Source organism: Ensifer sp. BR816, from assembly GCF_000378985.1.
Taxonomy (GTDB): domain Bacteria; phylum Pseudomonadota; class Alphaproteobacteria; order Rhizobiales; family Rhizobiaceae; genus Sinorhizobium.
The window spans coordinates 1,737,930-1,763,897 of sequence record NZ_KB905370.1 but is presented as its reverse complement, the minus strand read 5'-3'; the positions used below and the strand labels follow the sequence as shown (position 1 = coordinate 1,763,897).

Annotated in this window: 24 protein-coding genes; 12 read left to right on the top strand and 12 right to left on the bottom strand. The window is 62.3% G+C overall.

Annotated features, from left to right (window positions below; all coding sequences use genetic code 11):
• Positions 1 to 121 precede the first annotated feature (121 nt).
• The 5 genes from dnaQ to RHIBR816_RS0108395 form a co-directional block, all read right to left on the bottom strand.
• Positions 122 to 820 (bottom strand): DNA polymerase III subunit epsilon, encoded by a 699-nt coding sequence (gene dnaQ / locus RHIBR816_RS0108415; protein ID WP_018236091.1) that lies wholly within the window; start codon positions 818 to 820, stop codon positions 122 to 124.
• A gap of 184 nt (positions 821 to 1,004) precedes the next feature.
• Positions 1,005 to 1,589 carry a dephospho-CoA kinase gene (gene coaE, locus RHIBR816_RS0108410; RefSeq protein ID WP_018236090.1) on the bottom strand — a complete coding sequence of 195 codons (585 nt, stop codon included), beginning with the start codon at positions 1,587 to 1,589 and terminating at the stop codon, positions 1,005 to 1,007.
• Complete coding sequence (locus RHIBR816_RS0108405; RefSeq protein ID WP_018236089.1) at positions 1,586 to 2,446, bottom strand: shikimate dehydrogenase; 861 nt, start codon at positions 2,444 to 2,446, stop codon at positions 1,586 to 1,588. The genes coaE and RHIBR816_RS0108405 overlap by 4 nt, the downstream gene beginning before the upstream one ends.
• Entirely contained in the window at positions 2,439 to 3,038 is a 600-nt protein-coding gene (locus tag RHIBR816_RS0108400; protein WP_018236088.1) for a Maf-like protein, read from the bottom strand. Before RHIBR816_RS0108400 ends, RHIBR816_RS0108405 begins: the two co-directional genes overlap by 8 nt.
• Before the next feature lie 120 nt (positions 3,039 to 3,158).
• Positions 3,159 to 3,980, bottom strand: a complete 822-nt coding sequence (locus tag RHIBR816_RS0108395) for a pyruvate, water dikinase regulatory protein (RefSeq protein WP_018236087.1) — start codon at positions 3,978 to 3,980, stop codon at positions 3,159 to 3,161.
• Between the two features lie 405 nt (positions 3,981 to 4,385).
• Between RHIBR816_RS0108395 and hemE the strand changes: the two genes are divergently transcribed.
• The 8 genes from hemE (at position 4,386) to RHIBR816_RS0108355 (ending at position 13,455) form a co-directional block, all read left to right on the top strand.
• Positions 4,386 to 5,420, top strand: a complete 1,035-nt coding sequence (gene hemE / locus RHIBR816_RS0108390; protein WP_026186774.1) for a uroporphyrinogen decarboxylase — start codon at positions 4,386 to 4,388, stop codon at positions 5,418 to 5,420.
• Positions 5,417 to 5,956, top strand: a complete 540-nt coding sequence (gene hemJ / locus RHIBR816_RS0108385) for a protoporphyrinogen oxidase HemJ (RefSeq protein WP_018236085.1) — start codon at positions 5,417 to 5,419, stop codon at positions 5,954 to 5,956. Before hemE ends, hemJ begins: the two co-directional genes overlap by 4 nt.
• 194 nt (positions 5,957 to 6,150) lie before the next feature.
• On the top strand, positions 6,151 to 7,416 hold the full coding sequence (gene rho / locus RHIBR816_RS0108380) for a transcription termination factor Rho (RefSeq protein WP_018236084.1): 1,266 nt from the start codon (positions 6,151 to 6,153) through the stop codon (positions 7,414 to 7,416).
• A gap of 363 nt (positions 7,417 to 7,779) precedes the next feature.
• The gene (gene mnmE, locus RHIBR816_RS0108375) at positions 7,780 to 9,099 is read left to right on the top strand and encodes a tRNA uridine-5-carboxymethylaminomethyl(34) synthesis GTPase MnmE (protein WP_018236083.1); all 1,320 of its coding nucleotides are present in this window, start codon (positions 7,780 to 7,782) and stop codon (positions 9,097 to 9,099) included.
• 105 nt (positions 9,100 to 9,204) lie between these two features.
• Positions 9,205 to 11,085, top strand: coding sequence for a tRNA uridine-5-carboxymethylaminomethyl(34) synthesis enzyme MnmG (gene mnmG / locus RHIBR816_RS0108370; protein WP_018236082.1), 1,881 nt, complete (start codon positions 9,205 to 9,207; stop codon positions 11,083 to 11,085).
• Positions 11,082 to 11,723: a 16S rRNA (guanine(527)-N(7))-methyltransferase RsmG gene (gene rsmG / locus RHIBR816_RS0108365; protein ID WP_026186772.1), complete on the top strand. Its 642-nt coding sequence runs from the start codon at positions 11,082 to 11,084 to the stop codon at positions 11,721 to 11,723. Before mnmG ends, rsmG begins: the two co-directional genes overlap by 4 nt.
• Before the next feature lie 14 nt (positions 11,724 to 11,737).
• A complete protein-coding gene (locus RHIBR816_RS0108360) occupies positions 11,738 to 12,532 on the top strand; it encodes a ParA family protein (RefSeq protein ID WP_018236080.1) in 795 nt (264 codons plus the stop codon).
• A 32-nt stretch (positions 12,533 to 12,564) separates the two neighbouring features.
• Positions 12,565 to 13,455, top strand: a complete 891-nt coding sequence (locus RHIBR816_RS0108355; protein WP_018236079.1) for a ParB/RepB/Spo0J family partition protein — start codon at positions 12,565 to 12,567, stop codon at positions 13,453 to 13,455.
• Between the two features lie 218 nt (positions 13,456 to 13,673).
• Here RHIBR816_RS0108355 and holA read toward each other — a convergent pair whose 3' ends face one another.
• From holA to leuS, 3 genes are read right to left on the bottom strand one after another with little or no spacing between them, the layout of a single operon-like run.
• A complete protein-coding gene (holA, locus tag RHIBR816_RS0108350; RefSeq protein ID WP_018236078.1) occupies positions 13,674 to 14,708 on the bottom strand; it encodes a DNA polymerase III subunit delta in 1,035 nt (344 codons plus the stop codon).
• Between the two features lie 13 nt (positions 14,709 to 14,721).
• The gene (gene lptE / locus RHIBR816_RS0108345) at positions 14,722 to 15,252 is read right to left on the bottom strand and encodes an LPS assembly lipoprotein LptE (protein ID WP_026186771.1); all 531 of its coding nucleotides are present in this window, start codon (positions 15,250 to 15,252) and stop codon (positions 14,722 to 14,724) included.
• Positions 15,239 to 17,869, bottom strand: coding sequence for a leucine--tRNA ligase (gene leuS / locus RHIBR816_RS0108340; RefSeq protein ID WP_018236076.1), 2,631 nt, complete (start codon positions 17,867 to 17,869; stop codon positions 15,239 to 15,241). The genes lptE and leuS overlap by 14 nt, the downstream gene beginning before the upstream one ends.
• Positions 17,870 to 18,083: 214 nt before the next feature.
• Between leuS and RHIBR816_RS0108335 the strand changes: the two genes are divergently transcribed.
• Both RHIBR816_RS0108335 and RHIBR816_RS0108330 read left to right on the top strand, forming a co-directional pair.
• A complete protein-coding gene (locus tag RHIBR816_RS0108335; protein ID WP_018236075.1) occupies positions 18,084 to 18,743 on the top strand; it encodes a YggS family pyridoxal phosphate-dependent enzyme in 660 nt (219 codons plus the stop codon).
• A gap of 154 nt (positions 18,744 to 18,897) precedes the next feature.
• Positions 18,898 to 20,805, top strand: coding sequence for an AMP-binding protein (locus RHIBR816_RS0108330; RefSeq protein WP_018236074.1), 1,908 nt, complete (start codon positions 18,898 to 18,900; stop codon positions 20,803 to 20,805).
• Positions 20,806 to 20,814: 9 nt separating this feature from the next.
• Here the strand turns inward: RHIBR816_RS0108330 and RHIBR816_RS0108325 are convergent, their stop codons facing one another.
• Positions 20,815 to 21,690 (bottom strand): LysR substrate-binding domain-containing protein, encoded by an 876-nt coding sequence (locus tag RHIBR816_RS0108325; RefSeq protein ID WP_018236073.1) that lies wholly within the window; start codon positions 21,688 to 21,690, stop codon positions 20,815 to 20,817.
• Between the two features lie 139 nt (positions 21,691 to 21,829).
• Here RHIBR816_RS0108325 and RHIBR816_RS0108320 point away from each other — a divergent pair, with 139 nt between their 5' ends.
• Positions 21,830 to 22,216, top strand: coding sequence for an ectoine synthase (locus RHIBR816_RS0108320; protein WP_026186770.1), 387 nt, complete (start codon positions 21,830 to 21,832; stop codon positions 22,214 to 22,216).
• 144 nt (positions 22,217 to 22,360) lie between these two features.
• Here RHIBR816_RS0108320 and RHIBR816_RS0108315 read toward each other — a convergent pair whose 3' ends face one another.
• Positions 22,361 to 23,062, bottom strand: a complete 702-nt coding sequence (locus tag RHIBR816_RS0108315) for a DUF1013 domain-containing protein (protein ID WP_026186769.1) — start codon at positions 23,060 to 23,062, stop codon at positions 22,361 to 22,363.
• Between the two features lie 218 nt (positions 23,063 to 23,280).
• Between RHIBR816_RS0108315 and acs the strand changes: the two genes are divergently transcribed.
• The gene (gene acs, locus RHIBR816_RS0108310) at positions 23,281 to 25,230 is read left to right on the top strand and encodes an acetate--CoA ligase (RefSeq protein ID WP_018236070.1); all 1,950 of its coding nucleotides are present in this window, start codon (positions 23,281 to 23,283) and stop codon (positions 25,228 to 25,230) included.
• Between the two features lie 69 nt (positions 25,231 to 25,299).
• Here acs and imm45 read toward each other — a convergent pair whose 3' ends face one another.
• Positions 25,300 to 25,611: an Imm45 family immunity protein gene (gene imm45, locus RHIBR816_RS0108305; RefSeq protein WP_018236069.1), complete on the bottom strand. Its 312-nt coding sequence runs from the start codon at positions 25,609 to 25,611 to the stop codon at positions 25,300 to 25,302.
• A 95-nt stretch (positions 25,612 to 25,706) separates the two neighbouring features.
• The gene (locus RHIBR816_RS0108300) at positions 25,707 to 25,907 is read right to left on the bottom strand and encodes a DUF1674 domain-containing protein (RefSeq protein ID WP_018236068.1); all 201 of its coding nucleotides are present in this window, start codon (positions 25,905 to 25,907) and stop codon (positions 25,707 to 25,709) included.
• Between the last annotated feature and the right edge of the window lie 61 nt (positions 25,908 to 25,968).

Sequence of the window (25,968 nt, the reverse complement as noted above, 5' to 3'; positions counted from 1 at the left end):
CTGATTGCGAAGACTTGAAACCCGGCTCCAGGCCGGGTTTTTTTGAAGATCAGGCCGCGTGATCAGTATTTTGGTGCATGTCATCGTCCCGAAACCGCTGCGCAATTTCGGGCGACATGCATTAGCCGCTGTACTTTACCCAGATCGCCTTGGCGCCGATCTTCGAAACGAGGGCCGCATGGGCTGCGATCTCGGCTTCCGTCAGCCGCGGCGCCAGCAACCGCTCCCGTCGCATGACGACAATCGGACCGTCGTCCGCCTGTATGGCCAGACCGCCGATCTCGCTCGTCACCAGCCCCAGCGCCGCCTGGCGGCCGCCGATCATCTCGATATAGACTTCGGCGAGCAGCTCGGAGTCGAGAAGGGCGCCGTGCTTGGCGCGATGCGAATTGTCGATGCCGTAGCGACGGCAGAGCGCATCGAGCGAATTCGGACCCATCGGATGCTTGCGGCGCGCCAATGCCAGCGTATCGGTTACCCGATCGGTGATAATCGGCGGCAATCCGAGGCGATCGAACTCCGCATTGATGAAGCCGATGTCGAAGGTCGCATTGTGCGCGACCCAGCGCGCGTCACCGAAGAAATCGACGATCTGGTCGACCACGTCGGCAAAGGATGGCTTGTCCTTCAGGAATTCGTCGGTGATGCCGTGGACCGCCAACGCGTCGGGATGAACCTTGCGGTCGCCCGGATTGATGTAGATGTGGATCGTCCTTCCGGTCGGAAACTGGTTCTCGAGCTCGACCCCGCCGATCTCGATCACACGGTCCTCGCGACTGTCGAGGCCGGTCGTTTCCGTATCGAAAATGATCTCACGCATCTATTTTCCTAAGGCAGGGCGAATCAGTTCGGACCGCTCGTTCTCTTGATTCTACTGCATGTTTCCTTAAATCGTAGCCGATTTAAGGAAACATGCAGCAATTCAAAGTCCTACAGCGTCCTTTGTGCGTCTGATAGACGCACGGCGCTGTAGTGTCGTTCGTATCCGAGTTGAAGTCAGGGACCTAGCCCGCCCGCAATTGATCGACAATCGCACGGACCTGCTCTCGGGTGACGTCGAAACTGTGGCTCGTGTCGATCACATAGTCTGCGCGAGCGCGCTTTTCACTGTCGGGCACTTGCCGGGCGAGGATCATCGCGAATTTCTCGGCCGTCATGCCGGGGCGCTTCATGACGCGCTCTCTCTGAGCCTCGGCATCGCAACTGACGACAACGACCCGGTCCAGGCGTTCTTCCGCCTTGGTCTCGAAAAGCAGCGGGATATCGAGAAGAACGAAGGGCGCCCCTGCCGCCTTGTGCCGGGCGATGAACTCCTTTTCCCTGGCGCGAACCAGCGGATGAACAATTTGCTCCAATTCGCCGAGGCGCTCCGGATTGGCAAGGAGCTGCCGCGAAAGTTCCGCCCGATCGATGACGCCATCGCTTGCGACGCCCGGAAAGGCTCTTTCGACCGGCGCCACCGCTTCGCCGCGATAGAGATCGTGGACGATCTCGTCCGCATCGTTCACCGGCACGCCGAGCTCGCGGAACATCTGGGCCGCCGTCGTCTTTCCCATGCCGATGGAGCCCGTGAGCCCGACAATGATCATGCGTGAGCGTCCATATCCTTTATGATGATCTGCCGAAGCGCGTCATCGACAACCGGCCGCTGGCCGAACCATTTCTCGAATCCGGGCACAGCCTGATGCAGGAGCATGCCAAGACCGTCGACGATACGGAAGCCCTGCTCTTCGGCCTGGCGGAGGAGCGGCGTCTTCAGGGGCACATAGACGATGTCGGTGACGACGGCGCCGCTTGCGAGCGGCGAGAAATCGATCGACGGCGCCGGCTCGCCGTCCATGCCGAGCGACGTCGTGTTGACGAACAGGCCGGCACCGGCCATCACTTCGGAAAGTGCCGCGATCGGCTGCGCGTGCACCGCAGCGCCGAACCGATCGGCCAGCTCCTCAGCCCTGGCGGCCGTCCGGTTCACCACATGGATCGTCTTGACGCCGCGGTCGCGGACGGCCTGGATCACCGCGCGACTGGCGCCGCCAGCGCCCAGAATGACGGCCGCCGAAATCCGATCCCAGCCACTGGCACGCTCATCGAGATTGGCAACGAAACCACGACCATCCGTATTCGTAGCCGATATCTGCCCATCCTCGAGCCAGAGCGTATTGGCTGCGCCCAGTTCGGCACTCAGTTCGTCCGGCCGGTCGGAAAGCGCGAAGGCCATCTCCTTATGGGGGATGGTGACATTGCCGCCGCAGAAGCCCGCGCTGCCGTCGCGCAATTGCCGCATGAAATCCGGAAAGGCTTCCGGCGTGACCTGATGCGCCCGGTAGCTTCCGGCGATGTCGAACTGCTTCAGCCAATAACCGTGGATGAGCGGCGAGCGCGAATGCTTGATCGGATAGCCCGTGACGAAAGCGTGGTTAACAAATGTTTCACGTGAATCACGCATCGATCGATCCCAGTTCGCGAAGTTTGGCGAGAAGCGGAAGCATCGGCAGGCCGAGGATCGTGAAGTAGTCGCCCTCGATCTTCTCGAAGAGCTGAATGCCCTCGCTTTCGAGCTGATAGGCGCCGACGCTCGAAAGCGCCTTCTCTCCGACCCGCTGAAGATGCCGTTCGACAAAGCCTCGATCCAAGGCTCGGACGGTCATATGGGCCGTCGACACGTGCCGCCAGACAATATCGCCATCGCGGACGAGCACGATGGCGCTATTCAGGCTGTGCGTCCTGCCGGAGAGCGACAAGAGATGTTCGGCGGCCTCCGCCATGTCCTTCGGCTTGTGATAGACCCGGGCTCCAAGCGACATTGTCTGGTCGCTGCCGATCACCAGGGCGCCATCGAAATGGCGTGCGACATCCTTCGCCTTGGCTTCGGCAAGTGCCAGCGCAACCTCGACAGGCGACGCGCCCGCCGCCTCGAGTGGCCGCTCCAGGCCACGCTCATCCACCTGGGCTGCGCGCGCCGAAAACGCCAGCCCGGCATTCTCGAGGAGCGCGCGTCGAAATGGGCTGGCCGAGGCCAGCACGAGAGAGGATGTCATCGTCTCAATCCCGCAATTCCAGGATCACGATGATCGCCGGATCGTTCCGATCCGGTCATCGTGACCAATTTCCCAAAAGCGACCGCCGTGAGGCTGCAACTCGGGTTCCCGCGACCCGCTCTATCTGAGCCGAGGGCGAAGGGCAACGATTGCCGCGGCCGTTTCCTCGATCGACCGGCGCGTCACGTCGATCAGCGGCCAATTGTTGCGGGCACAGAGCGTGCGGGCGTATTTCAGCTCCTCCGAGATCGATGCCCGATCCGTGTAGTCTTCGCCATGGAAGCTCTGCGTCGTGCCGAGCAGGCGATGCTGGCGGACCTGGGAAAGCCGGTCGGCGCTGGCGATCAGGCCGACCACCAGCGGCTTCGACGCCTTGAGCAGACCTTCCGGCAAGGGCACGCCGGGAACGATCGGAATATTGGCGGTTTTGATGCCCCGATTGGCGAGATAGATGCTCGTCGGCGTCTTCGAGGTCCGGCTCACGCCGACCAACACGACGTCCGCCTCGTTGAAATCCGCCGGCATCTGGCCGTCGTCGTGATCCATGGTGAAATTCAACGCCTCGATCCGGGCGAAATAATCCGCATCCATGACGTGCTGTGCGCCCGAACGCCGACGCGACGGCGAACCGAGATAGGACTGGAACAGCTCGATGATCGGATCGAGGACGGAGACGCAGGGTACGCCGATCTCGTGACATCTCCGGTCGATCATCCCGGCAAGCTCCCGGTCGACAATCGTATAGAGCACGATCCCCGGCGCCCCATCGATCGCATCGAGCACCTGCATCAACTGCTTCTTGTTGCGGATCAACGGGTAGACGTGTTCGAGCGCGTGCGCGGACTGGAATTGCGCAGCCGCGGCGCGGCCGGCGGCGATCAGCGTCTCACCCGTCGAATCGGAGACGAGATGCAGGTGGAAATAGTTTTTTCTGTTCTCCACGCAATTCTCCGGAGGCTGTTGATAGGCCGGGACATGACACAGCTAAAGTCGCGGTCGCCGTTCAGGCAAGTGGAAAAGCGCCGCGTTATTCACATCCCTTGCCTGGACGAAAAACGCCCACGGACCGTTGTGGACAAGACTCAAGCCGAAGACAAATTGTCACGCGGATCGACTCCTTGTCCACAGGAATCACAACTTGTGACATGCGGCCAAGACGATGACTTTCTTGAACTTTCTCGTCTTTGCCAGTTTTGTCGCAAAACCCGTCGATCTTTCTCCCCCGGCGCTGGCCGCGCTTCGTGCCTGTTGGATCAATTGAGGATTGATTTTAATCCTTGATAGTCACCGACTCTAAGAAATAGAAACCTTTTCAATAAGGTTTGATTTTAGATTGGGGAATGGCGAGTGGCTGAGACACGTCGCAAGGTACTTGAGGTGTTGAGCGGAAAATGCCTCACCCCTCCGCCCGTCTGGCTGATGCGTCAGGCCGGCCGTTATCTGCCGGAGTATCGCGCGACGCGGGCAAGGGCCGGCAGCTTCCTCGATCTCTGTTATACGCCGGATCTCGCCGTCGAGGTGACGCTGCAGCCGATCCGTCGTTATGCCTTCGACGCTGCCATCCTCTTCTCCGATATTCTCGTCATTCCCGATGCGCTTCACCGAAACGTCCGGTTCGAAGAGGGCCATGGACCGCGGATGGATCCTATCGATGTCGACGGTATCGCGGGGCTCAAGGCCGACGATGTGTTGAACCACCTCGCGCCGGTCTTCGAAACCGTGTCGCGTCTCCGGCGGGAATTGCCGACGGAGACGACGCTGCTCGGCTTCTGCGGTGCGCCGTGGACGGTTGCGACCTATATGATCGCGGGGCACGGTACGCCCGACCAGGCGCCGGCGCGGCTCTTCGCCTACCAGCATGCGAAGGCCTTCGAGCGGCTGCTGGCGCTCCTGGCAGACATTTCCGCCGACTATCTCGTCGAACAGATCGACGCAGGCGCCGATGCGGTGCAGATCTTCGATTCCTGGGCGGGTGTCCTCGGCGAAGAGGAGTTCGCCCGCTTTGCCGTCGAGCCGGTGCGGCGGATGATTGCATCGGTGCGCGCCCGCCGGCCTTCTGCGAAGATCATCGCCTTTGCAAAGGGTGCCGGCCTGTTGCTCAAGGACTATCGGCGCTCGACAGGCGCAGACGCGATCGGTCTCGACTGGGCCGTGCCACTGTCCTTTGCCGCGGAATTGCAGAAGGACGGACCGGTGCAGGGCAATCTCGATCCGATGTGCGTCGTTGCCGGCGGTGTCGCGATGGAGAGCTCGATCGACCGGATCCTCGATGTGCTCGGCCACGGGCCGTTGATCTTCAACCTCGGACACGGCATCACGCCGCAGGCGGATCCGGACAATGTCGCGGCGCTCGTCGCGCGCGTTCGTGGGACCGAAGGATGATCGAGCGGCAGACGGATAGCGCTCCCGGAAGGCGGGCGCGGCTTCGGGCGATCGTGGCGCTCACCGTCTTCGTCGCTCTGCTGGTTGCGCTCTTCGCCGGGCAGCCGGACAATCTCTATCTCTGGATCAAGGCGCTCCACATCATCGCGGTGATCTCGTGGATGGCAGGGCTTCTCTATCTGCCGCGCCTGTTCATCTATCATACCGACGCGCCGTCCGGCTCAGTGCAGTCGGAGACCTTCAAGACGATGGAGCGACGGCTCATGAAGGTGATCATGAACCCGGCCATGATGATCGCCTGGGTCCTCGGTCTCTATCTCGCCTGGAGCGTCTACGGGTTTCGTGGTGGCTGGCTGCATGCCAAGCTCTTGTGCGTCGTTCTGCTGACGCTGGTGCATGTCCACTTCAGCCGGGCGGTGACTTCCTTTCAGCAGGACGCGAATCGGAAGAGCGCGCGCTACTGGCGGCTGATGAACGAGGCCCCGACCCTGTTGATGATCCTCATCGTTATCCTCGCTGTGGTGAAACCATTTTGAGTTCAATCGATTCGCAGCTGCAATAGTTGCCGCTAAATTGCGACGCCCCCTTGCGGGGTTTCACGTGAATCGCTATTTTCGCCCATCTCCTTCATCCCAAGGCCTGTGAAGAAGTTAGAGTCTGCCCTTCCCCTCGCAGCTCCCTTACGAATCTCACGCCTCCTCCTATTCCCCCTATAAATCATGGACTCTTCATGGCTGAAATGAAGCTTCAAGACCTCAAGAACAAAACACCGACGGATCTCCTCGCCTTTGCCGAAGAACTCGAGGTCGAAAATGCCAGCACCATGCGCAAGCAGGAGCTGATGTTCGCTATCCTCAAGAATCTTGCCTCGCAGGACATCGAGATCATCGGTGAAGGCGTCGTCGAGGTCCTTCAGGACGGATTCGGCTTCCTTCGGTCGGCGAACGCAAACTATCTGCCCGGTCCGGACGACATCTACATTTCGCCATCGCAGATCCGCCGTTTCTCGCTGAAATCGGGCGATACGGTCGAAGGTCCGATTCGCGGCCCGAAGGAAGGCGAGCGCTACTTCGCGCTGCTGAAGGTCAACACGATCAATTTCGACGATCCCGAAAAGATCCGCCACAAGGTTCATTTCGACAACCTGACGCCGCTCTACCCGAACGAGCGGTTCAAGATGGAACTCGAGGTGCCGACGTCGAAGGACCTGTCCGCCCGGGTCATCGACCTCGTGGCGCCGCTTGGCAAGGGCCAGCGCGGCCTGATCGTCGCGCCGCCGCGGACCGGTAAGACGGTCCTGCTGCAGAACATCGCCCATTCGATCACCGCCAATCATCCGGAATGCTACCTGATCGTTCTGCTGATCGACGAACGGCCGGAAGAAGTGACGGACATGCAGCGCTCGGTGAAGGGCGAAGTCGTTTCCTCGACCTTCGACGAACCGGCGACGCGCCACGTCCAGGTCGCCGAAATGGTGATCGAAAAGGCCAAGCGCCTCGTCGAGCACGGCCGCGACGTCGTCATTCTTCTCGATTCGATCACCCGCCTCGGCCGCGCCTACAACACCGTCGTTCCGTCCTCCGGCAAGGTGCTGACGGGCGGAGTCGACGCCAATGCGCTGCAGCGTCCGAAGCGTTTCTTCGGTGCTGCCCGCAACATCGAGGAAGGCGGATCGCTGACGATCATCGCCACGGCGCTGATCGACACCGGCAGCCGGATGGACGAAGTCATCTTCGAAGAGTTCAAGGGCACCGGTAACTCGGAAATCGTGCTCGATCGCAAGGTTGCCGACAAGCGCATCTTCCCGGCGATGGATATCCTGAAGTCCGGCACCCGCAAGGAGGATCTGCTCGTGCCGCGCCAGGACCTCCAGAAGATCTTCGTGCTTCGCCGCATCCTCGCACCGATGGGCACCACCGACGCGATCGAGTTCCTCATCGACAAGCTGAAGCAGACGAAAAACAACGGCGATTTCTTCGATTCGATGAACACCTGATCGATCGCCGATCGCAAGCGTTCTTGATGGCCGGGATTTATCCGATCCCGGCCATTTTGTTGGGTTCTGTGTCGTTAGCCAGGTTGATCCTGCGGCGCCGCTCAGCACCACCGTGAGTGCCTGAACTCGCGCAGTGATTCACGTGAAACAACCACTGATCCCGTATCTGCCTGGCAACCTTGATTTTTGGCCGCGAGGCAGGCATAAGTCTGCGCTCCCGTTCCAATGCCGGACAGCCGTGATGCGTCCAGGCGTCGTGGATGTGGTTGCCGTCTAAGGCGGCTGATGGAACCTCTACACAGAGAAAGCAGGCCGACGCGGCGCGCAGGTTCGAGCGGTGCGCCGACGGTGCTGAATAAGCCGATGCAGTTCACGGATACGATATACGCGCTCTCGAGCGGGACCTTGCCGGCCGGCGTCGCCGTCATTCGCATCAGCGGACCGGCGACGGCCGATGCGCTCAAGCGGCTCTGCGGCCCTCTGCCAAAGCCGCGCACCGCCTCGCTCAGAACGATTCGGACTCGAAACGGTGACATGCTGGACAACGGCCTGGCGATTTACTTTCCCGGCCCGGCATCTTTTACCGGGGAGGACTGCTGCGAGTTGCAGGTCCATGGTGGGCGGGCGGTGGTGCATGCAGTTCTCGACGAACTGGCTGGCTTCGACGGATTGCGGCACGCCGAGGCGGGCGAATTCTCACGGCGCGCTTTCCAGCACGGCAAGATGGATCTCGTCGAAGTGGAAGGCTTGGCGGACCTGATCACGGCGGAGACCGAGATGCAGCGTCGGCTCGCGGTCGAGCAGTCGAACGGTGGGCAGTCGGCCGTCTACCAGGATTGGGCACGCCGCTTGACGCATGCGCGTGCGATGATCGAAGCGGAGCTCGACTTCGCTGACGAAGAGGACATTCCCGGCGCCGTCAGCGAAACGATCTGGACTGACATCGCCAGGCTCCAGGCGGAAATAGACGCACATATCGACGAAGCCGGTCTGGCCGAGATCATTCGCGACGGCTTGAAGATCGTCATCGCCGGCAAGCCGAATGCCGGAAAATCGAGCCTCCTCAACGCACTCGCCCAGAGGGATATTGCGATCGTCACCGAGATCGCCGGCACGACCCGAGATGTTCTGTCGGTAGACCTTTCCTTAGCCGGATTCTCCGTGAAGCTGTTCGACACGGCGGGGCTTCGCGAAACGGACGAGATCGTCGAACGCGAGGGCATTCGGCGGGCACGGGAAGTTATCGGTCATGCCGATCTTGTCCTGCTGTTATCGGAAAAACCGGACGGATTCGTCTGGAACGAACCGGTCGGAGAGAATGTCCCGGTGATCCGGGTGGCGACGAAGATCGATCGGACAGAAACGCATTGGTCGGCTGCGCAAGCCGATGTGTTCCTGTCGATGAAGACGGGCGACGGCATCGCTGATCTACTGGAGCTGGTGAAAATGCATCTTCCCGATCTGGCAGGCCGGACGGCGCTGTCCATGCCATCACGCAAGCGCCATGTGGACTGCCTACGTCAGGCGAGCGCTGCTCTGGCGGGCAGCCTGGCGGCGAATGGCCTTGACATCCGGGCGGAACAGCTTCGCCTTGCAAGCAATGCGCTCGGCCGGATCACCGGCCGCGTCGATGTCGAGAATTTGCTCGACGTGATATTCTCGGAGTTCTGCATCGGCAAGTAAAACCGGGAATGCAACAATAGCGAGTCAGGGCGATGCGTTTCACGTGAAACGCCTTGACTGAATGCGGCGAATTGAGATTCAAGACCCGAGCAAGCGGGAGTGTCTATGACGAGCTTTGATGTCATCGTGATTGGTGGCGGCCATGCCGGCTGCGAGGCGGCTTCGGCGGCGGCGCGGCTTGGCGCGCAGACTGCCCTGGTCACCCATCGGAAAGAGACGATTGGGGTGATGTCCTGCAACCCCGCGATTGGCGGTTTGGGCAAGGGTCACCTCGTCCGCGAAATCGACGCCCTGGATGGGTTGATGGGCCGCGTCGCCGACGCGGCCGGCATTCAGTTCCGAATGCTCAACAGGCGCAAGGGCCCTGCGGTCAGGGGGCCGCGCACCCAGGCGGATCGCCGGCTCTACAGAGAGGCGATGCAGCGGGCGATCGACGCTATCGAGAATCTGACGGTCGTCGAAGGCGATGCCTATGATCTCCTGACGGAAGGCGATGGCGTCGCCGGCGTGATCATGAAAGACGGCCGCGTCTTTCGCGCCGCCGCAGTGGTGTTGACGACCGGCACATTTCTCAAGGGTCTGATTCATATCGGTGACCGCAAGATTCCGGCGGGCCGGGTCGGCGAGGAGCCGTCACTCGGGCTGTCGGAGACGCTCTCCCGCTTCGGCCTGAGCCTCGGACGCTTGAAGACCGGTACGCCGGCGCGACTGGATGGCCGGACGATCGACTGGGATCGCGTCGGGCGGCAGGGACCGGACGAGGACCCGGTGCCATTTTCCTTCATGACCGACACGATCGTGAACCGCCAGATCGATTGCGGCGTCACTCGGACGACGGAGGCGACGCACAAGATCATTGCCGACAATATCCACCGCTCGGCAATGTATTCCGGCCAGATCGAAGGAGTCGGTCCACGCTATTGCCCATCGATCGAGGACAAGATCGTCCGCTTCGGCGAACGCGACGGTCACCAGATCTTCCTCGAGCCGGAGGGGCTCGACGATGACACGATCTATCCCAACGGCATTTCGACGTCCTTGCCGGAGGATGTGCAGGAGGCTTTCATCCGCAGCATCCCGGGTCTGGAAAATGTCGGGATTCTCCAACCGGGCTACGCCATCGAATACGACCATGTCGATCCCCGCGAGCTGCAGCCTTCGCTCGCCGTAAAAAAAATGCCGGGCCTCTTCCTGGCCGGCCAGATCAACGGCACGACAGGCTATGAGGAGGCCGGGGCGCAGGGGCTGGGGGCTGGCCTGAACGCCGCGCTGGCGGCGACGGGTCGCGAGCCCTTCGTTTTCAGCCGCACGGATTCCTATATCGGCGTCATGATCGACGATCTGACCTCGCGCGGCATTGCCGAACCCTACCGGATGTTCACTTCGCGGGCGGAGTACCGGCTGTCGCTTCGGGCCGACAATGCCGACATGCGTTTGACCCCGCTCGGGATCGAACTGGGTTGTGTCGGCGAGGCGCGCCGCACGCGCTTCGCGTCCTGGAAGGGCGCCTATGACGAGGGCCGCACGCTTCTGCAATCGCTGTCGGTCACGCCCACCGAAGGCAAGCGCTTTGGGCTGAAACTCAATCAGGACGGCCAACGGCGTTCGGCCTTCGACATCCTGTCCTATCCGGACCAGTCGATTGAGGGGCTGAAGCCCCTGTGGCCGCAGCTTGATGCTATCGATCGGCGTGTCACCGAGGCCTTGGAAATAGACGCTGCCTATGCCGTTTATATGGAACGCCAGGCCGCCGATATCGCCGGCATCCGGCGGGAGGAGAGCGCGATGATCCCGGATGACTTCGACTATTCCGACTTGCCCGGGCTTTCGAATGAGTTGAAGCAGAAGCTGGCGCAGCAGCGGCCGCGAAACTTGGCCCAGGCGATGAAGGTCGACGGCATGACGCCGGCCGCTGTGTCGTTGCTTCTGTCCTGGCTGCGGCGACAGGAGCGCGGAATGAAGCGTGTGGCGGGGTCCGCGCAATGAAAGCGAGTCCTGCCGAGCGCATGAAAGCGCTGCGTGTTTCACGTGAAACGCTCGACAAGCTGGAGCATTTCGCCGGACTTTTTCAGAAGTGGGCGAAGTCGATCAACCTCGTGGCGCCATCGACGCTGGAAGATCTGTGGCAGCGCCATATCACCGACAGCCTGCAGATCTTTCAGCTTTCCCCTTCGCCGAAGACATGGGTTGATCTCGGCAGCGGCGGCGGCTTCCCGGGCGTCATCACCGCCATCTGCCTCTCCGAGCATTCCGACGGCTGGGTGCATCTCGTTGAAAGCAACAACAAGAAGGCCGCCTTCCTGCGCGTCGCCCTCAATGAAACCGGCGGGCGCGGATCGGTGCATCCGATTCGAATCGAGCAAGCGCCTTCGGTAATTCCCCGTTGCGACGCGATTTCGGCCCGTGCGCTCGCCGATCTCAGTCAGTTGCTGGACTATTGCGCGCCCTGGATGCTTCCGGACGAACCACAAACCGTCGCTTTCTTTCACAAAGGCCGGGATTATCAGCAGGAAATAGACAAAGCCGTTAGCCGCTTTGAATTCGATCTGGTAAAACATGCAAGTGTCGTCGAGCCGGATTCGGTTGTGCTCGAGATTGCAAATCTTTCACGTCGCACGAAGTGATAGGCGAGCGAAGCATGTTTGGCCCAAGAAATCGGATCATCACCATTGCCAATCAGAAGGGCGGCGTCGGCAAGACGACGACCGCGATCAACCTGGCGACAGCCCTAGCGGCCATCGGCGAACGGGTCCTGATCGTCGATCTCGATCCGCAGGGCAACGCGAGCACCGGGCTCGGCATTCAACGTCGTGACAGGCACCTGTCATCCTACGAGCTGATGATGGGCAGCCATCCGATCGGCGAGATTGTCCGCGAAACGGCCGTGCCGAACCTTGCGATCGTGCCGTCGACTATGGACCTCCTCGGCGTCGAGATGGAGATTTCACGGGAATCCGATCGGGTGTTTCGCCTGCGCAAGGCGCTTGCCGCGCCGGAGGCTCTCGCCTATTCCTATGTGCTCGTCGATTGCCCGCCCTCCTTCAACCTACTGACGATGAATGCCATGGCCGCGGCGCATTCCGTTCTCGTGCCGCTCCAGTGCGAATTCTTTGCCCTCGAGGGTCTGAGCCAGCTGCTGGAGACGGTTGACCAGGTCCGACGGACCGTCAATCCAAGCCTGGATATCCAGGGGATCGTGCTCACCATGTTCGATTCGCGCAACAATCTGGCCCAGCAGGTGGTCAGCGATGTCCGCACGCATCTCGGCGAGAAGGTCTATCACACCTTGATCCCCCGGAACGTCCGCGTTTCAGAAGCGCCGTCCTATGGTAAGCCGGCCATTCTCTATGATCTCAAATGCGCCGGCAGCCAGGCCTATCTGCAGTTGGCCTCGGAAGTCATTCAACGGGAGCGGCAGCGCAAGGCTGCCTGATCGTTTCGGTATCGTAATCAATCGGGTGTAGAATGAACGACGACAGCTCCAAAAGACGCCTCGGTCGCGGTCTGGCCGCCTTGATCGGCGAGATGGATCAGCCGTTGCAAAGCGGGGCGGCGCCGGCAAGTGCGTTCAGCCCGGACCGGCGCGTGCCGATCGAATTCGTCTCCCGCAACCCGCGCAATCCGCGCCGCCAGTTCGATGAGGCGGAGTTGCAGGATCTCGCCAACTCGATTCGGCAGCATGGCATCGTCCAGCCCGTCGTGGTTCGCACCGTCGGCCACGAGCGCTACGAGATCATTGCCGGCGAGCGGCGCTGGCGGGCGGCACAGCTTGCGGGCTTCACCGAAATACCGGTGATCGTGCGGGATGTGGACGACCGGACGGCCCTGGAGATCGCCATCGTCGAAAACGTCCAGCGTTCGGATCTCAATCCGCTCGAAGAAGCGCTTGGTTACGAACAGCTGATCGCCGAACACGGCTATACGCAGAACGATCTCGGCGACATCATCGGCAAGAGCCGCAGCCACGTTGCCAACAGCCTGCGGCTGCTCAAATTGCCGGAGCCGGTGCGCGACATGCTTTCCGACGGCAGCCTCTCGGCCGGTCATGCGCGCGCCCTGGTGCCGACGTCCGACCCGGTGGCGCTGGCGCGCTCGATCGTTTCCAAGGGCCTTTCGGTGCGCGAGGCGGAGCGTCTCGCGCAGAATGACATCAAGGCCCAGAACGACCCCAACTTCGCCAAGGGGCGGCATCGCGACGAAAAGGATGCCGATACGCTGGCGCTGGAGCGGACACTATCGGACAGCCTCGGGCTGGAGGTCACCGTCAGCCACAAGGCCTCGGGCGGCCACCTGCGGATCGCCTACAAGACGCTCGACCAGCTGGAAGAGATTTGCCGCCTGCTCGAGCGACGCTGAGGCACGCGCTGCTGCTCTACTCGTCCCCTTAATGGGCACTCCCCTTCCCTCCCTTGGGCGGGCTGGATGAATAGTTCCGGTCCCGCCATGCATTCAAACTCTAACGGGTTCCGCGTCTCTTCAGACCCGCCTCGCTGATGCGCCTGTGCTGCTTGCAGTCCGCGGCCGCTCGGCAACTGCGTTGCTGTTGAGGTATCGTTCCGGTGGCGCAGTACCACTCAGCGCCTTGCCGATTGGATCGCTATCGCCAGCAGGTTCTGTAGCACGAGGCTTTCCTCAAGGCTCTGGCGGGCGCGGCTTTGGTAGATGGTCGCCTGAAGCCGGGCCAGTTCGCGACGGATCGCGGGGGCGGTCCAATGTCGGAGCGCAGCCTCGACGATCGGCTTGCGACGAAAGTGCAGCCCGCGGCCAAGGCTGGCAATCACCTGGCTCGCCGACTGGCGGCTCGCGTCCATTTCGGCGCGCATGACATCCAGTTGCTGGAATTGCCTCAGGCAGGCCTGGAGGACCAGGAAGGCCGGGGTTTTAGAGGTGGTGATCTTCTTCATAGCGTGCAGGAGCGCATCGACATCGCCCTGGAGCACAGCATCGACCGCGTCGTCGACCGAGATGGCACTGGCGTCGCCGACGATGGCGAGCACATCCTCCTCGTCGATCATGTCCTTGCCGCGGCAGTAGAGCGCGAGCTTCCGCACTTCGTTGCGCGACGCGATGCGATCGCCGCCAAGCGCTTCGAGGAGCCGCTCGCGGGCCGCCGGACTTATCCGCAGACCCGCATCGGCGAGCTCCTTGTCGACCAGCGCATGCAGGCTGCGGGCGTCGTCGCTGTAGCAGGCGATGGAGGCGACGGCCCGGGACGATTCGCCAATCTTTCTAAGGGCTGCACCCTTCTTGAGGTCTCCGGCCTCGACAATGAGCGTACTGCCGGTCGGGCTCTCGGCGGCGAGGATCTGCAGGGCCTCGACAATCGCCTTTTCGGTTGAGGCACCGCGGATCCAGACGAGCTTTTCGCCGCCGAAGAGGCCGATGGCGTTGACCTCGTCGAGCACCCTGCCCGCACCCTGCTGCAGCTCCGCCGCATCGAGCTTCAAGACGGCAAAGGGATCGTCGAGGGCGACACCGGAGCGGCCGGCAAGCTGGGCGGCGCGTTCGGAGACGAGGCCGCGATCGGGACCATAGAGGAGGAAAAGGCGGTAGTTCGACGCGCCTCGATTGAGAAAGCTGTCGAATTCGTGCGACTTGACCTCGCTCATCGGAATACCGGTGTCAGCGGCCGAGGGCGGCGGCGATGTCGGCCCTGATGAGCTCCGCCAGTTCCTTGGCAGCGCGATTTTCGGCGTCCCGGACGGCGCGGACCTTGGCGAATTCCTGCTCCGGGAAATCGGCCAGCGCCACCGCCGAGCGGTAGCCGGCCTTCACCGTTTCGCCGGTGGCGGTCCTCGTCAGATTGTAGTCCGCCTTGACGACGATGCGGCCGGCCGCGGCGCGGTCCTCGGCATCGTCGTAAAGCACGCCCATCGTCCGGTGCGAAACGTTGAGGGCGAGATGGTATTGCGGGTTGACAGGTTCGCCCTGACCGCCGGCGGCCAGGAAGATCAATGCATTGCGCACTTCCTGCTCGACCCGGTCGTCGGCTTCGGAGATCTCGATCGAGCCAAGCGCCGCAGAGGTCGCGCCGGTCGGCCCGTCGGAATAGAGCGGACGGACCTGGCAGCCGGCGACCGCTGTCAGCAGCGCCGTACCGGCAGCCAAGCCAAGGAACCGGAGACGAAGGCCAGCTTTCTCAGACGACGACATTGACGATCCTTTGCGGCACGACGATGATTTTTCTCGGGCTGGCGCCGTTGAGCGCCGCTTTGACGGCGTCAAGCACGAGGACGGCGCTTTCGATCGCACTCTGGTCTGCGTCGCGCGCGATTGTCAAATCCGCGCGTTTCTTGCCGTTGATCTGCACCGGCAAGGTGATTTCGTTCTCCACGACGAGCGCCGCATCGAAGGCCGGCCACGGACGTTCGGCGATCAGCCCTTCGCCGCCGATCTCGCGCCAGCACTCTTCGGCGAGATGCGGCATCATCGGCGCGATCAGGTCGATCAGGATCGTCGTGGCATCCTTGACGGCAGCGGTGAGCGTCGCGTCGGCTTTGCCGGCCGCCACCAGGGTCATCGGCGCGGCGAGAACGTTCACCAGCTCATAAATGCGGGCGACCGCCTTATTGAAGGCAAGCTTGTCGTAATCGGCTTCGACGGCGCGCAGGGTGCGATGGGCGGCCTGGGAAACTGCCAGGCCGTCACCCTCCTTAGCCGGCGAAGCATTAACGCCGCGAAGGCTCCCCGCGGCCTCGCCGACCAGCCGCCAGACGCGCTGGACGAAGCGGTGCGCGCCCTCGACGCCGGCCTCGGACCAAATCACGTCGCGGTCCGGCGGCGAATCGGACAGCACGAAGAAGCGCGCCGTGTCGGCGCCGTAGGAGCCGATGATGTCGTCCGGATCGACGACGTTCTTCTTCGACTTCGACATCTTCTCGATCGAGCCGATGGCGACTTCCTCGCCGGTCTCGAGCAGCACCGCACGGCGACGGCCGTCGACCTCGTCGATGCGGATTTCCGCCGGCGTGATCCATTCGCGCTGCGCACCCTCGCCGCGGCTATAGGTCTCGTGCACCACCATGCCTTGCGTGAACAGGCCCTTGAACGGTTCGTCCAGCGCCACGTGGCCTGTCGCCTTCATGGCGCGGGTGAAGAAGCGCGAATAGAGCAGGTGCAGGATCGCGTGCTCGATGCCGCCGATATATTGATCGACCGGCAGCCAGTGATTGGCGGCCTTCGGATCGGTCGGCTTGTCCTCCCAGGGCGCGGTGAAGCGCGTGAAGTACCAGGAGGAATCGACGAAGGTGTCCATCGTGTCGGTTTCCCGGCGCGCATCCTTGCCACACTCAGGGCAGGCGACGTGGCGCCAGGTCGGGTGCCGGTCGAGCGGGTTGCCCGGCTTGTCGAAGGTGACGTCCGGCGGCAGCGTGACCGGCAGGTCCGCCTTCGGCACCGGAACGACGCCGCAATCTTCGCAATGGATGACCGGGATCGGGCAGCCCCAATAGCGCTGCCTCGAAATCCCCCAGTCGCGCAGGCGGAAGTTGACCTTGCGCTCGGCGCGCGGCGTCCCGTCCAGCATTTCCTTCTCGAGCTTCGAGGCGACGGTCTCGAAGGCCTCGTCTATCGAAAGCCCGTCGAGGAAGCTCGAGTTGATCATCACCCCGTCACCGGTATAGGCCTCGTCGCCGATGGCGAAGGTCGCCGCATCGGCATCCTTCGGCATCACCACCGGGACAACCGGCAGGCCGTATTTACGGGCGAAATCAAGGTCGCGCTGGTCGCCGGAGGGGCAGCCGAAAATGGCGCCCGTGCCGTAGTCCATCAGCACGAAATTGGCGACATAGACGGGCAGTTCCCAATCCGGGTCGAAGGGATGCCGAGCTCGGATACCTGTATCCATGCCCTTCTTCTCGGCCGTCTCGAGCGCAGCGAGCGAGGTGCCGGCGCGCCGGCACTCCTCGCAGAAGGCGTCGATCGCCGCATTCTTGGCGGCGGCTTCCTTGGCGAGCGGATGGTCGGCGGAGATTGCCAGGAAGGAGGCGCCGAACAGCGTGTCCGGACGCGTCGTGTAGACGGTCAGCTCCTTGCTCTCGCCGGGGATCGTCGCCGGGTCCAGTTCCCAGCGCAGCAACAGCCCCTCGGAACGGCCGATCCAGTTCTTCTGCATCAGCCGCACCTTTTCCGGCCACTGATCCAGCGTATCGAGCGCGTCGAGCAGCTCCTGGCTGAAATCGGTGATGCGGAAGAACCACTGGACCAGCTCGCGCTGTTCGACCAGCGCGCCCGAGCGCCAGCCGCGGCCGTCGATCACCTGCTCATTGGCGAGCACGGTATTGTCGACCGGGTCCCAGTTGACCTTCGACTGCCGGCGATAGACCAGGCCCTTCTCCAGGAAATCGAGGAACAGGTACTGCTGCCGCTGATAATAGTCGGGATCGCAGGTGGCGAACTCGCGGCTCCAGTCGAGCGACAGGCCCATGACCTTGAGCTGCGCCTTCATCGCGGCGATGTTCTGGTAGGTCCAGCCGGCCGGATGCACGCCGCGTTCCATGGCCGCGTTCTCGGCTGGCATGCCGAAGGCATCCCAGCCCATCGGATGCAGCACGTTGAAGCCGCGGGCGCGCTTGTAGCGGGCGACCACGTCGCCCATCGTATAGTTGCGCACATGGCCCATGTGGATCCGCCCGGACGGATAGGGAAACATCTCGAGCACGTAATATTTTTCACGCGGATCGTCGTTCTGCGTCTCGAAGACCTTGCGTGCGTCCCATTCCTGCTGCCAGCGCGGTTCGGCATCACGCGGATTGTATCGTTCGGTAGCCATGTCTCTGTCGATGTTCCGGAAATTTTTCGGCGCTCGAAGCGCCCTCGTAATAGCTGGCCTGACCTTCATCACGAAACCGCCTGACCGTCAAGTTTTGAAGGCCCGGGGCGTCGCACTTTGGGCCATTTGACGGCCCTCGGCTTCGTCGGGCTTGGCAAGCACGGCAAGTTCCAATAATCCGCTTGGCGGGCCTCGACACCGCAAGGAGCGCAGAATGGACGTGCAGGAACGGCTGAACGATGTCATGAGCCGGATTCGCATGAGCGAAACCGCCGCGAACCGGGCCGAAGGAGCCGTCGCGCTCGTCGCCGTCTCGAAGACCTTCGATGCCGAGGCGATCCGCCCGGTGATTGCTGCCGGCCAGCGTGTCTTTGGCGAAAATCGCGTCCAGGAAGCGCAGGGCAAATGGCCGGAGCTCAAGGCCGAGACGCCGGATGTCGAACTGCACCTGATCGGTCCGCTGCAATCCAACAAGGCGGCCGATGCCGTCGCCCTCTTCGACGTGATCGAAACGATCGATCGGGAGAAGATCGCCCGCGCCGTCGCCGTCGAGATGAAGCGACAGGACCGAAAGCCGCGGCTCTATGTGCAGGTCAATACCGGCCTCGAACCGCAGAAGGCGGGGATAGCGCCGGAAGAGACCGGTGCCTTCGTCGACCTCTGCCGTTCGGAGCTCGGCCTCGATATCGAAGGGCTGATGTGCATCCCGCCCGTCGACGAGAATCCGGGTCCGCATTTCGCCTTGCTGGAAAAGCTCGCGATGAGCTGCGGCCTCACGCGGCTGTCGATGGGCATGTCCGGCGATTTCGAAACGGCCATCGCTTTCGGCGCTACCAGCGTCCGGGTCGGGTCGGCCATTTTCGGCACGCGTTGATTGGTTGCGGGTGACGCGGCAACCCGAGAGCTATTTCTGATCCACTCCGATTCACTACTCTTTCGTCGGGGTTCACCTTTCCCCTCACGCGCCTATCCTTCAGAGCCGAGGAGCCGGGCTGAACGGTCCGGAAGGTCAGTGGAGGAAAACGGATATGGCCAGCCGCTATTCCGAAGTGTATGCCGCATGGAAAGCCGATCCGAGCGGCTTCTGGTCCGAGGCCGCCGACGCGATCGACTGGTTCGAAAGGCCGCGCCGCATCTTTGACGCCGAACGCGGACCTTACGGTCACTGGTTTACGGATGGCGTCACCAACAGCTGCTACAACTGCCTCGATCGCCATGTCGAGGCGGGTCGCGGGGAGCAGACGGCGTTCATCTACGATAGTCCGGTCACCGGCAGAATCGACAAGATCTCCTATTCGGCGCTCCTTGCCGACGTGAAGGCGATGGCTGCGGTCTATGCAAAGCTCGGCATCGGCAAGGGTGACCGGATCATCATCTACATGCCGATGATCCCCGAAGCGGCGATCGCCATGCTGGCGGCGGCGCGGATCGGCGCGGTACATTCGGTGGTGTTCGGCGGCTTTGCCGCCAACGAGCTCGCCGTCCGGATCGACGATTGCCAGGCCAAGCTCATCGTTTCGGCAAGCTGCGGCCTCGAGCCCGGCCGCACTGTCGCCTACAAGCCGCTGCTCGATCAGGCGATCGACATTGCCAGCAACAAGCCTGCCCATTGCCTGATCTTCCAGCGCGACATGCTTGCCGCCGGAATGGTGCCCGGCCGGGATATCGACTTCGCCGCCGCCCTTGCCGCGGCGAAGGAAGCCGGCGAGGAAGCGGCCTGTGCGGCGGTCGCTTCGACCGATCCTCTCTATGTCCTCTACACCTCCGGCACCACCGGCCAACCGAAGGGCGTCGTGCGCGACAATGGCGGCCATATGGTCGCGTTGAAATGGTCGATGGAGAACTTCTTCGGGGTGCAGCCCGGCGAGGTCTTCTGGGCGGCGTCCGACATCGGCTGGGTGGTCGGGCACTCCTATATCGTCTACGGCCCGCTCCTCAACGGCAGCACCTCGATCCTCTTCGAAGGCAAGCCGGTCGGCACGCCCGACCCCGGCACCTATTGGCGGATCATCGCCGAGCACGGCGTCGCCGTCATGTTCACCGCGCCAACGGCACTGAGAGCAATCCGCAAGGAGGACCCGGAAGCCGCCCATGTGGGGCGCTACGACCTGTCGTCCTTCCGCGCGCTCTATCTCGCTGGCGAACGCGCCGACCCGGACACGATCCGCTGGGCCGAGCGGGCGCTCGGCGTACCGGTCATCGACCACTGGTGGCAGACGGAAACGGGCTGGCCGGTCGCCGGCAATCCGCTGGGCCTCGGCTTGCTGCCGGTCAAATACGGTTCTCCCGCCGTACCCCTTCCCGGCTACGACGTCCAGGTCCTCGATGACGCCGGCCATCCGGTCGAGGCCGGCACGCTCGGCAATGTGGTGGTCAAGCTGCCGCTGCCGCCCGGCTGCCTGCCGACCCTCTGGAACGCCGACGACCGCTTTCGCGCCGCCTATCTCGAGGAATATCCCGGCTACTACAAGACGGCCGACGCCGGTTACCTCGACGAGGATGGCTATGTCTTCATCATGGCCCGTACCGACGATATCATCAACGTCGCGGGTCATCGGCTCTCGACCGGGGCGATGGAAGAGGTCTGCGCCAGCCATCCGGACGTCGCCGAATGCGCCGTGATTGGCATTGCCGACCCGCTGAAAGGGCAGATTCCGGCCGGCTTCCTGGTGATCAACGCGAATGTTTCCCGTGAAACATCGGATATCGAGAAGGAGGTCATCGGTCTCGTGCGCGAGCGTATCGGCCCCGTCGCCGCCTTCCGAACCGCGATCTGCGTCAAGCGGCTGCCGAAGACCCGGTCCGGCAAGATCCTGCGCGCGACAATCCAGAAGATCGCCGACCGGCAGCCCTGGAAAATGCCGGCGACGATCGACGATCCGGCGATCCTCGATGAGATCACCGCGGCGCTTCACGCCAGGGGCATCGGCATCTGACGCGCGACATCAGCCCGCCTGCAGTTCGACGACGCCTTTGAACCACGTGCAGAAGGTGGATGCGGCCTTCTGGCGCGTGGCCCTACTGATCAGGAAATAGCTCTCCTCGTCGAGGATCGACGTCTCGGAAAGCACGATGAGGTCGCCGTTCTCGATCTCGCGCCGGCAGACCTCGACCGGGCAGAGCGCGACGCCATGGCCGGCGATGGCGGCCGTCGCCAGCAGATTGAAATCCTGAAAGACCGGGCCTTTCGGTGGCCCCGGCGGGCTCACGCCCGCCCGGGCGAACCATTGCTGCCAGTGGGCCACCGTCTCGTCGTGCAGGAGATCCGCCGCTGCGATCCGCTGCGCATCTCTCAACCCACCCTTCCGTTCAAGATAGCGCGGACTGGCCACGGGCCGGTTGACGCGGGAAAAGAGCCGCTCGCAAATGACGCCGTCGGAGGTGTCGGCGCCGAGCGTAATCAGCACATCGCAGCCGGTTTCGCGCAGGCGTTGCGCGGCCGTGGCATAGATCACCTTGATGGTGACGTCGGCATGGGTCGCGAGGAAAGCGCCGAGCGCCGGGATCAGCCAGCGCGTCGCGATCGAGGGGATGCAGGCGACGGTGATTTCCGACTTCGTCCTGAGCTTCAAGGCTTCCGCTTCTGCGGCAATCCGTTCGAAGCTGACCGACAGGGCTTCGGCGAGCCGTTCGGCCTCGGGCGCGAGGCGAACGCCGCGCTTTTCGCGCAGGAACAGCGGGCGGCCGAACCATTCCTCCAGCTGCCGCATCTGATGGCTCACGGCGGCATGGGTGACATGCAACTCGTCGGCGGCCCGCGAGAAGCTCGCGAGGCGGGCGGCGGCTTCGAAGGCGCGGAGTGCGCCGAAGGGAGGCATCATAATGTAAATTCTCCTCAACTATCCGATGAGGAATCATCGTTTGTATCAAACGGAAATCAAGCGAATAAAGGCATTCGTCGCGATCGACCGGGATCTCTTTCGCGGTTTTTGTCAAATTCCCTTACACGAGGAGAAGGCCATGTTCGTGCGCAGCCTGCAGGATGTCGAAACCACCGATCATTTTGTCGAGTGGGGCAGCGGCACCAGCCACCGCCTGCTGACGGAAAGGGACGGCATGGGCTTCACTGTCTGTCACACGGTCGTGCGGGCCAATACGGTATCGCTGCTTCAGTACCGAAATCACCTCGAAGCCTGCTATTGCATCGCCGGCGAAGGCGAGGTCGAGGACATGGAGGGCAATGTCTTTCCGATCCGCCAGGGGGACATCTATGTGCTCGACAAGCACGACAAGCACTATCTGCGCGGCGGCAGCGACAAGGACCTGATCCTCGTCAGCATCTTCAATCCACCGCTACAGGGCACCGAACGCCACAACCTCCATGATTCGTCAGGCTCGGCCTACTGATTAGCGGCAAGTTCCGAACCGTAGGGCCTCACGAAAAGCCAACAAAAAAACCCGGCCTGATGAACTGACCCCCGAAGTTGGATGTCCAACTTTCGGGTGTCGGTTCACCTGCGATCCGGGTTTATCCAATCGGCGGCGAGGCGATCAGAAATTGTCGTCTTCGTCTTCGTCCTTGCGATCCGACTTCAGCGACTTCAGCTTGGCGAAGACGGCATCGGCGTCGATTTCCTTCTCTTCCTCGCGGTCGAAGCTGTAGTCGAGCTTCTCGGTTTCCCGTGCCGCTTCGAGCGTCGCGCCGACTTCCGCCGCCGTCGGTAGCGGCCGGCCCTTGGCAGCGCGCTCGACTTCGAGGTCCAGGTCGATCTGCGAGCAGAGGCCGAGGGTTACCGGATCCATCGGCGTCAGGTTGGCCGAGTTCCAATGGGTGCGTTCGCGAATCTGCTCGATCGTCGATTTCGTCGTGCCGACGAGGCGCGAGATCTGCGCGTCCTTCAGTTCCGGATGGTTGCGCACCAGCCAGAGAATGGCGTTCGGACGATCCTGGCGCTTGGAGACCGGCGTGTAGCGCGGTCCCTTGCGCTTCGAATCCGGAACGCGAACCTTCGGTTCGGAGAGCTTCAGCTTGTGGTTGGTATTTGCCTCGCCGCGGGCGATCTCGTCGCGCGAAAGCTGACCGGTAGCAATCGGATCGAGACCCTTGATGCCCTGCGCCGATTCACCGTCGGCAATCGCTTTGACTTCGAGCGGGTGCAGCTTGCAGAACTGCGCGATCTGGTCGAACGACAGTGCGGTGTTGTCAACGAGCCAGACGGCCGTTGCCTTGGGCATAAGCAATTGCTGAGCCATGGATATAGTCCTTTTGTCCGTCCGCGCCGGTGTCGCGGGCCGTGGAGTCTACCACTGATTTCCGGGATTTGAGCGTTCTATATCGTTGTTGTCTCGAAATTGCAATTCTTCACTTTCGAATGTGCTTTTGTCTAATTGCGGTCGGGATGCGACCTGCTATGAATCGTCCAAACCGGCGGTTGGAGTGCCGCCCGAGCCTGAATTCAGGGAGGAAAAACATGTCCGTCAAGACCTACCCGGTCCTGGAAGCGGCCAAGAACCGCTCGCTCATCGACAACGCGAACTATCAGAAATGGTACGAGGAAAGTGTCGCCGATCCGGACAAGTTCTGGGGCGAGCATGGCAAGCGGATCGACTGGTTTACGCCCTATACCAAGGTCAAGAACACGACCTTCGAGGGCAATGTCGCGATCAAGTGGTTCGAAGACGGGCTGACCAACGTCTCCTACAATTGCATCGACCGGCATCTCAAGACGCATGGCGACAAGACGGCGATCATCTGGGAAGGCGACAATCCCTACGTCGACAAGAAGATCACCTATAACGAGCTCTACGACAAGGTTTGCCGGCTCGCCAACGTCCTGAAAAAGCACGGCGTCAAAAAGGGTGACCGCGTCACCATCTACATGCCGATGATCCCCGAGGCGGCCTATGCGATGCTCGCCTGCGCCCGCGTCGGCGCCATCCACTCGGTGGTCTTCGGCGGCTTCTCGCCGGAAGCGCTGGCCGGCCGCATCGTCGATTGCGAATCCACCTTCGTTATCACCTGCGACGAGGGCCTGCGCGGCGGCAAGCCGGTGCCGCTCAAGGAAAATACCGAAAGGGCGATCGACATCGCCGCCCGGCAGCATGTCATGGTCAACAAGGTGCTGGTCGTGCGTCGCACCGGCGGCAAGGTTCCGTGGGCGCCGGGTCGCGACGTCTGGTATCACCGGGAGATCGCCACCGTCGAGCCGGATTGCCCGCCGGAGAAGATGAGCGCCGAGGACCCGCTGTTCATCCTCTACACCTCCGGTTCGACGGGCAAGCCGAAGGGCGTGCTGCACACCACCGGCGGCTATCTCGTCTACGCCTCGATGACGCATCAATACGTCTTCGACTATCATGACGGCGATATCTACTGGTGCACGGCCGATGTCGGTTGGGTGACCGGTCACTCCTACATCGTCTACGGACCGCTCGCCAACGCGGCGACGACGCTGATGTTCGAGGGCGTGCCGAACTTCCCGGATGCCGGCCGCTTCTGGGAGGTGATAGACAAGCATAAGGTCAACATCTTCTATACCGCACCGACGGCGATCCGCTCGCTGATGGGCGCCGGCGACGATTTCGTCAAACGGTCGTCGCGCGCGTCGTTGCGGCTGCTCGGCACGGTCGGCGAGCCGATCAATCCGGAAGCCTGGGAGTGGTATTACCACGTCGTCGGCGAGGAGCGTTCGCCGATCGTCGACACCTGGTGGCAGACGGAAACCGGCGGCATCCTGATCACGCCGCTGCCGGGCGCGACCGATCTCAAGCCCGGCTCGGCGACGCGGCCCTTCTTCGGCGTCCAGCCGCAGATCGTCGACAATGAAGGCAATGTCATCGACGGGCCGGCCGACGGCAATCTCTGCATCACCGACAGTTGGCCGGGGCAGATGCGCACCGTCTATGGCGACCACGAGCGCTTCATCCAGACCTACTTCTCCACCTACAAGGGCAAGTACTTCACCGGCGACGGCTGCCGCCGCGACGAAGACGGCTACTACTGGATCACCGGCCGCGTCGACGACGTCTTGAACGTCTCGGGCCATCGCCTCGGCACGGCGGAGGTCGAATCGGCGCTCGTCTCGCACCACCTCGTTTCCGAAGCGGCCGTTGTCGGCTATCCGCATTCGATCAAGGGACAGGGGATCTATTGCTACGTCTCTTTGATGGCGGGCGAAGCCGGCAGCGATGAGCTGCGCCAGGAGCTGGTCAAGCACGTTCGCGCCGAGATCGGGCCGATCGCCACCCCGGACAAGATCCAGTTCGCGCCCGGCCTGCCGAAGACCCGCTCCGGCAAGATCATGCGTCGGATTCTCCGCAAGATCGCCGAGGACGATTTCGGTTCGCTCGGTGATACCTCGACGCTCGCCGATCCGACGGTCGTCGACGACCTGATTGCCAATCGGCAGAACCGGGCGTGATGCGAATTCACCAGCAGAAGATATCGGGCCGCTCAGCGGCCCGATGCACAAATAGCCTCGGCGAGGCTGTCAGGCCTGATAGCGCTCCAAGTAGAGGACTTCTTCGATAGGGCATTCCGGATAGATCCATTCTGCCCAATTGGCTTTGAGCCACGCGGCGGAGATGGATACGGTCCGCAAGACAAATGCTTCCGGCGGGAGGTGAACGAACGTGTGTCCCGCATGGTAACCAGTCGCCACCATGATGCCTAACGGACGCTTCTCATCCCCTGTCTCGACGACCATGAAGTCAACGGTTTCTTCATAAGGATAGGAGCCTTTGACACGAAAGATGGCACCGCGCCAAATTTGCGGTTCTTCAATGGCTATGAGCTTATGCATGTCTGACAACTAACTATCGATGACCGGCTACTTTTTAGCCACGGCGAGCTTTCGATTCGAGAGCGAAACTATCTCCGCCGCGGATTGAAAATGCCTCAGAAGTCGATTGCTCGGCCCTTGATCTCCCAGTCGCCGAAACGGGCGGGATCGAGACCGCCGCGACCGCCGAACTCCTCCGGGATCGCCGCCTGTTGCTCGGCGCGGCGTCGCTCCTCCGCCTCCTTCAAGGCACGAAGCGCGGCCGGTGACAGCGGCCGCTTCGGATGATCGGGTGAATTGTCATTGTCGTTCTGCATGTGACAGCCGGATTTCCCTGACGATATTGAAGAACGGGGGTTTGATCCCCATCATATAAGT

Bases quoted from the DNA above. Each gene is read 5' to 3' on its own strand.
- RHIBR816_RS0108400 (WP_018236088.1), bottom strand. From the start codon at position 3,038: ATGACATCCTCTCTCGTGCTGGCCTCGGCCAGCCCATTTCGACGCGCG.
- RHIBR816_RS0108320 (WP_026186770.1), top strand. From the start codon at position 21,830: ATGTTCGTGCGCAGCCTGCAGGATGTCGAAACCACCGATCATTTTGTC.
- RHIBR816_RS0108330 (WP_018236074.1), top strand. From the start codon at position 18,898: ATGGCCAGCCGCTATTCCGAAGTGTATGCCGCATGGAAAGCCGATCCG.
- rho (WP_018236084.1), top strand. From the start codon at position 6,151: ATGGCTGAAATGAAGCTTCAAGACCTCAAGAACAAAACACCGACGGAT.
- RHIBR816_RS0108315 (WP_026186769.1), bottom strand. From the start codon at position 23,062: ATGGCTCAGCAATTGCTTATGCCCAAGGCAACGGCCGTCTGGCTCGTT.
- dnaQ (WP_018236091.1), bottom strand. From the start codon at position 820: ATGCGTGAGATCATTTTCGATACGGAAACGACCGGCCTCGACAGTCGC.
- RHIBR816_RS0108325 (WP_018236073.1), bottom strand. From the start codon at position 21,690: ATGATGCCTCCCTTCGGCGCACTCCGCGCCTTCGAAGCCGCCGCCCGC.
- hemJ (WP_018236085.1), top strand. From the start codon at position 5,417: ATGATCGAGCGGCAGACGGATAGCGCTCCCGGAAGGCGGGCGCGGCTT.
- imm45 (WP_018236069.1), bottom strand. From the start codon at position 25,611: ATGCATAAGCTCATAGCCATTGAAGAACCGCAAATTTGGCGCGGTGCC.
- RHIBR816_RS0108355 (WP_018236079.1), top strand. From the start codon at position 12,565: ATGAACGACGACAGCTCCAAAAGACGCCTCGGTCGCGGTCTGGCCGCC.
- rsmG (WP_026186772.1), top strand. From the start codon at position 11,082: ATGAAAGCGAGTCCTGCCGAGCGCATGAAAGCGCTGCGTGTTTCACGT.
- acs (WP_018236070.1), top strand. From the start codon at position 23,281: ATGTCCGTCAAGACCTACCCGGTCCTGGAAGCGGCCAAGAACCGCTCG.
- RHIBR816_RS0108360 (WP_018236080.1), top strand. From the start codon at position 11,738: ATGTTTGGCCCAAGAAATCGGATCATCACCATTGCCAATCAGAAGGGC.
- coaE (WP_018236090.1), bottom strand. From the start codon at position 1,589: ATGATCATTGTCGGGCTCACGGGCTCCATCGGCATGGGAAAGACGACG.
- lptE (WP_026186771.1), bottom strand. From the start codon at position 15,252: ATGTCGTCGTCTGAGAAAGCTGGCCTTCGTCTCCGGTTCCTTGGCTTG.
- leuS (WP_018236076.1), bottom strand. From the start codon at position 17,869: ATGGCTACCGAACGATACAATCCGCGTGATGCCGAACCGCGCTGGCAG.
- holA (WP_018236078.1), bottom strand. From the start codon at position 14,708: ATGAGCGAGGTCAAGTCGCACGAATTCGACAGCTTTCTCAATCGAGGC.
- mnmE (WP_018236083.1), top strand. From the start codon at position 7,780: ATGCAGTTCACGGATACGATATACGCGCTCTCGAGCGGGACCTTGCCG.
- mnmG (WP_018236082.1), top strand. From the start codon at position 9,205: ATGACGAGCTTTGATGTCATCGTGATTGGTGGCGGCCATGCCGGCTGC.
- RHIBR816_RS0108335 (WP_018236075.1), top strand. From the start codon at position 18,084: ATGGACGTGCAGGAACGGCTGAACGATGTCATGAGCCGGATTCGCATG.
- RHIBR816_RS0108300 (WP_018236068.1), bottom strand. From the start codon at position 25,907: ATGCAGAACGACAATGACAATTCACCCGATCATCCGAAGCGGCCGCTG.
- RHIBR816_RS0108405 (WP_018236089.1), bottom strand. From the start codon at position 2,446: ATGCGTGATTCACGTGAAACATTTGTTAACCACGCTTTCGTCACGGGC.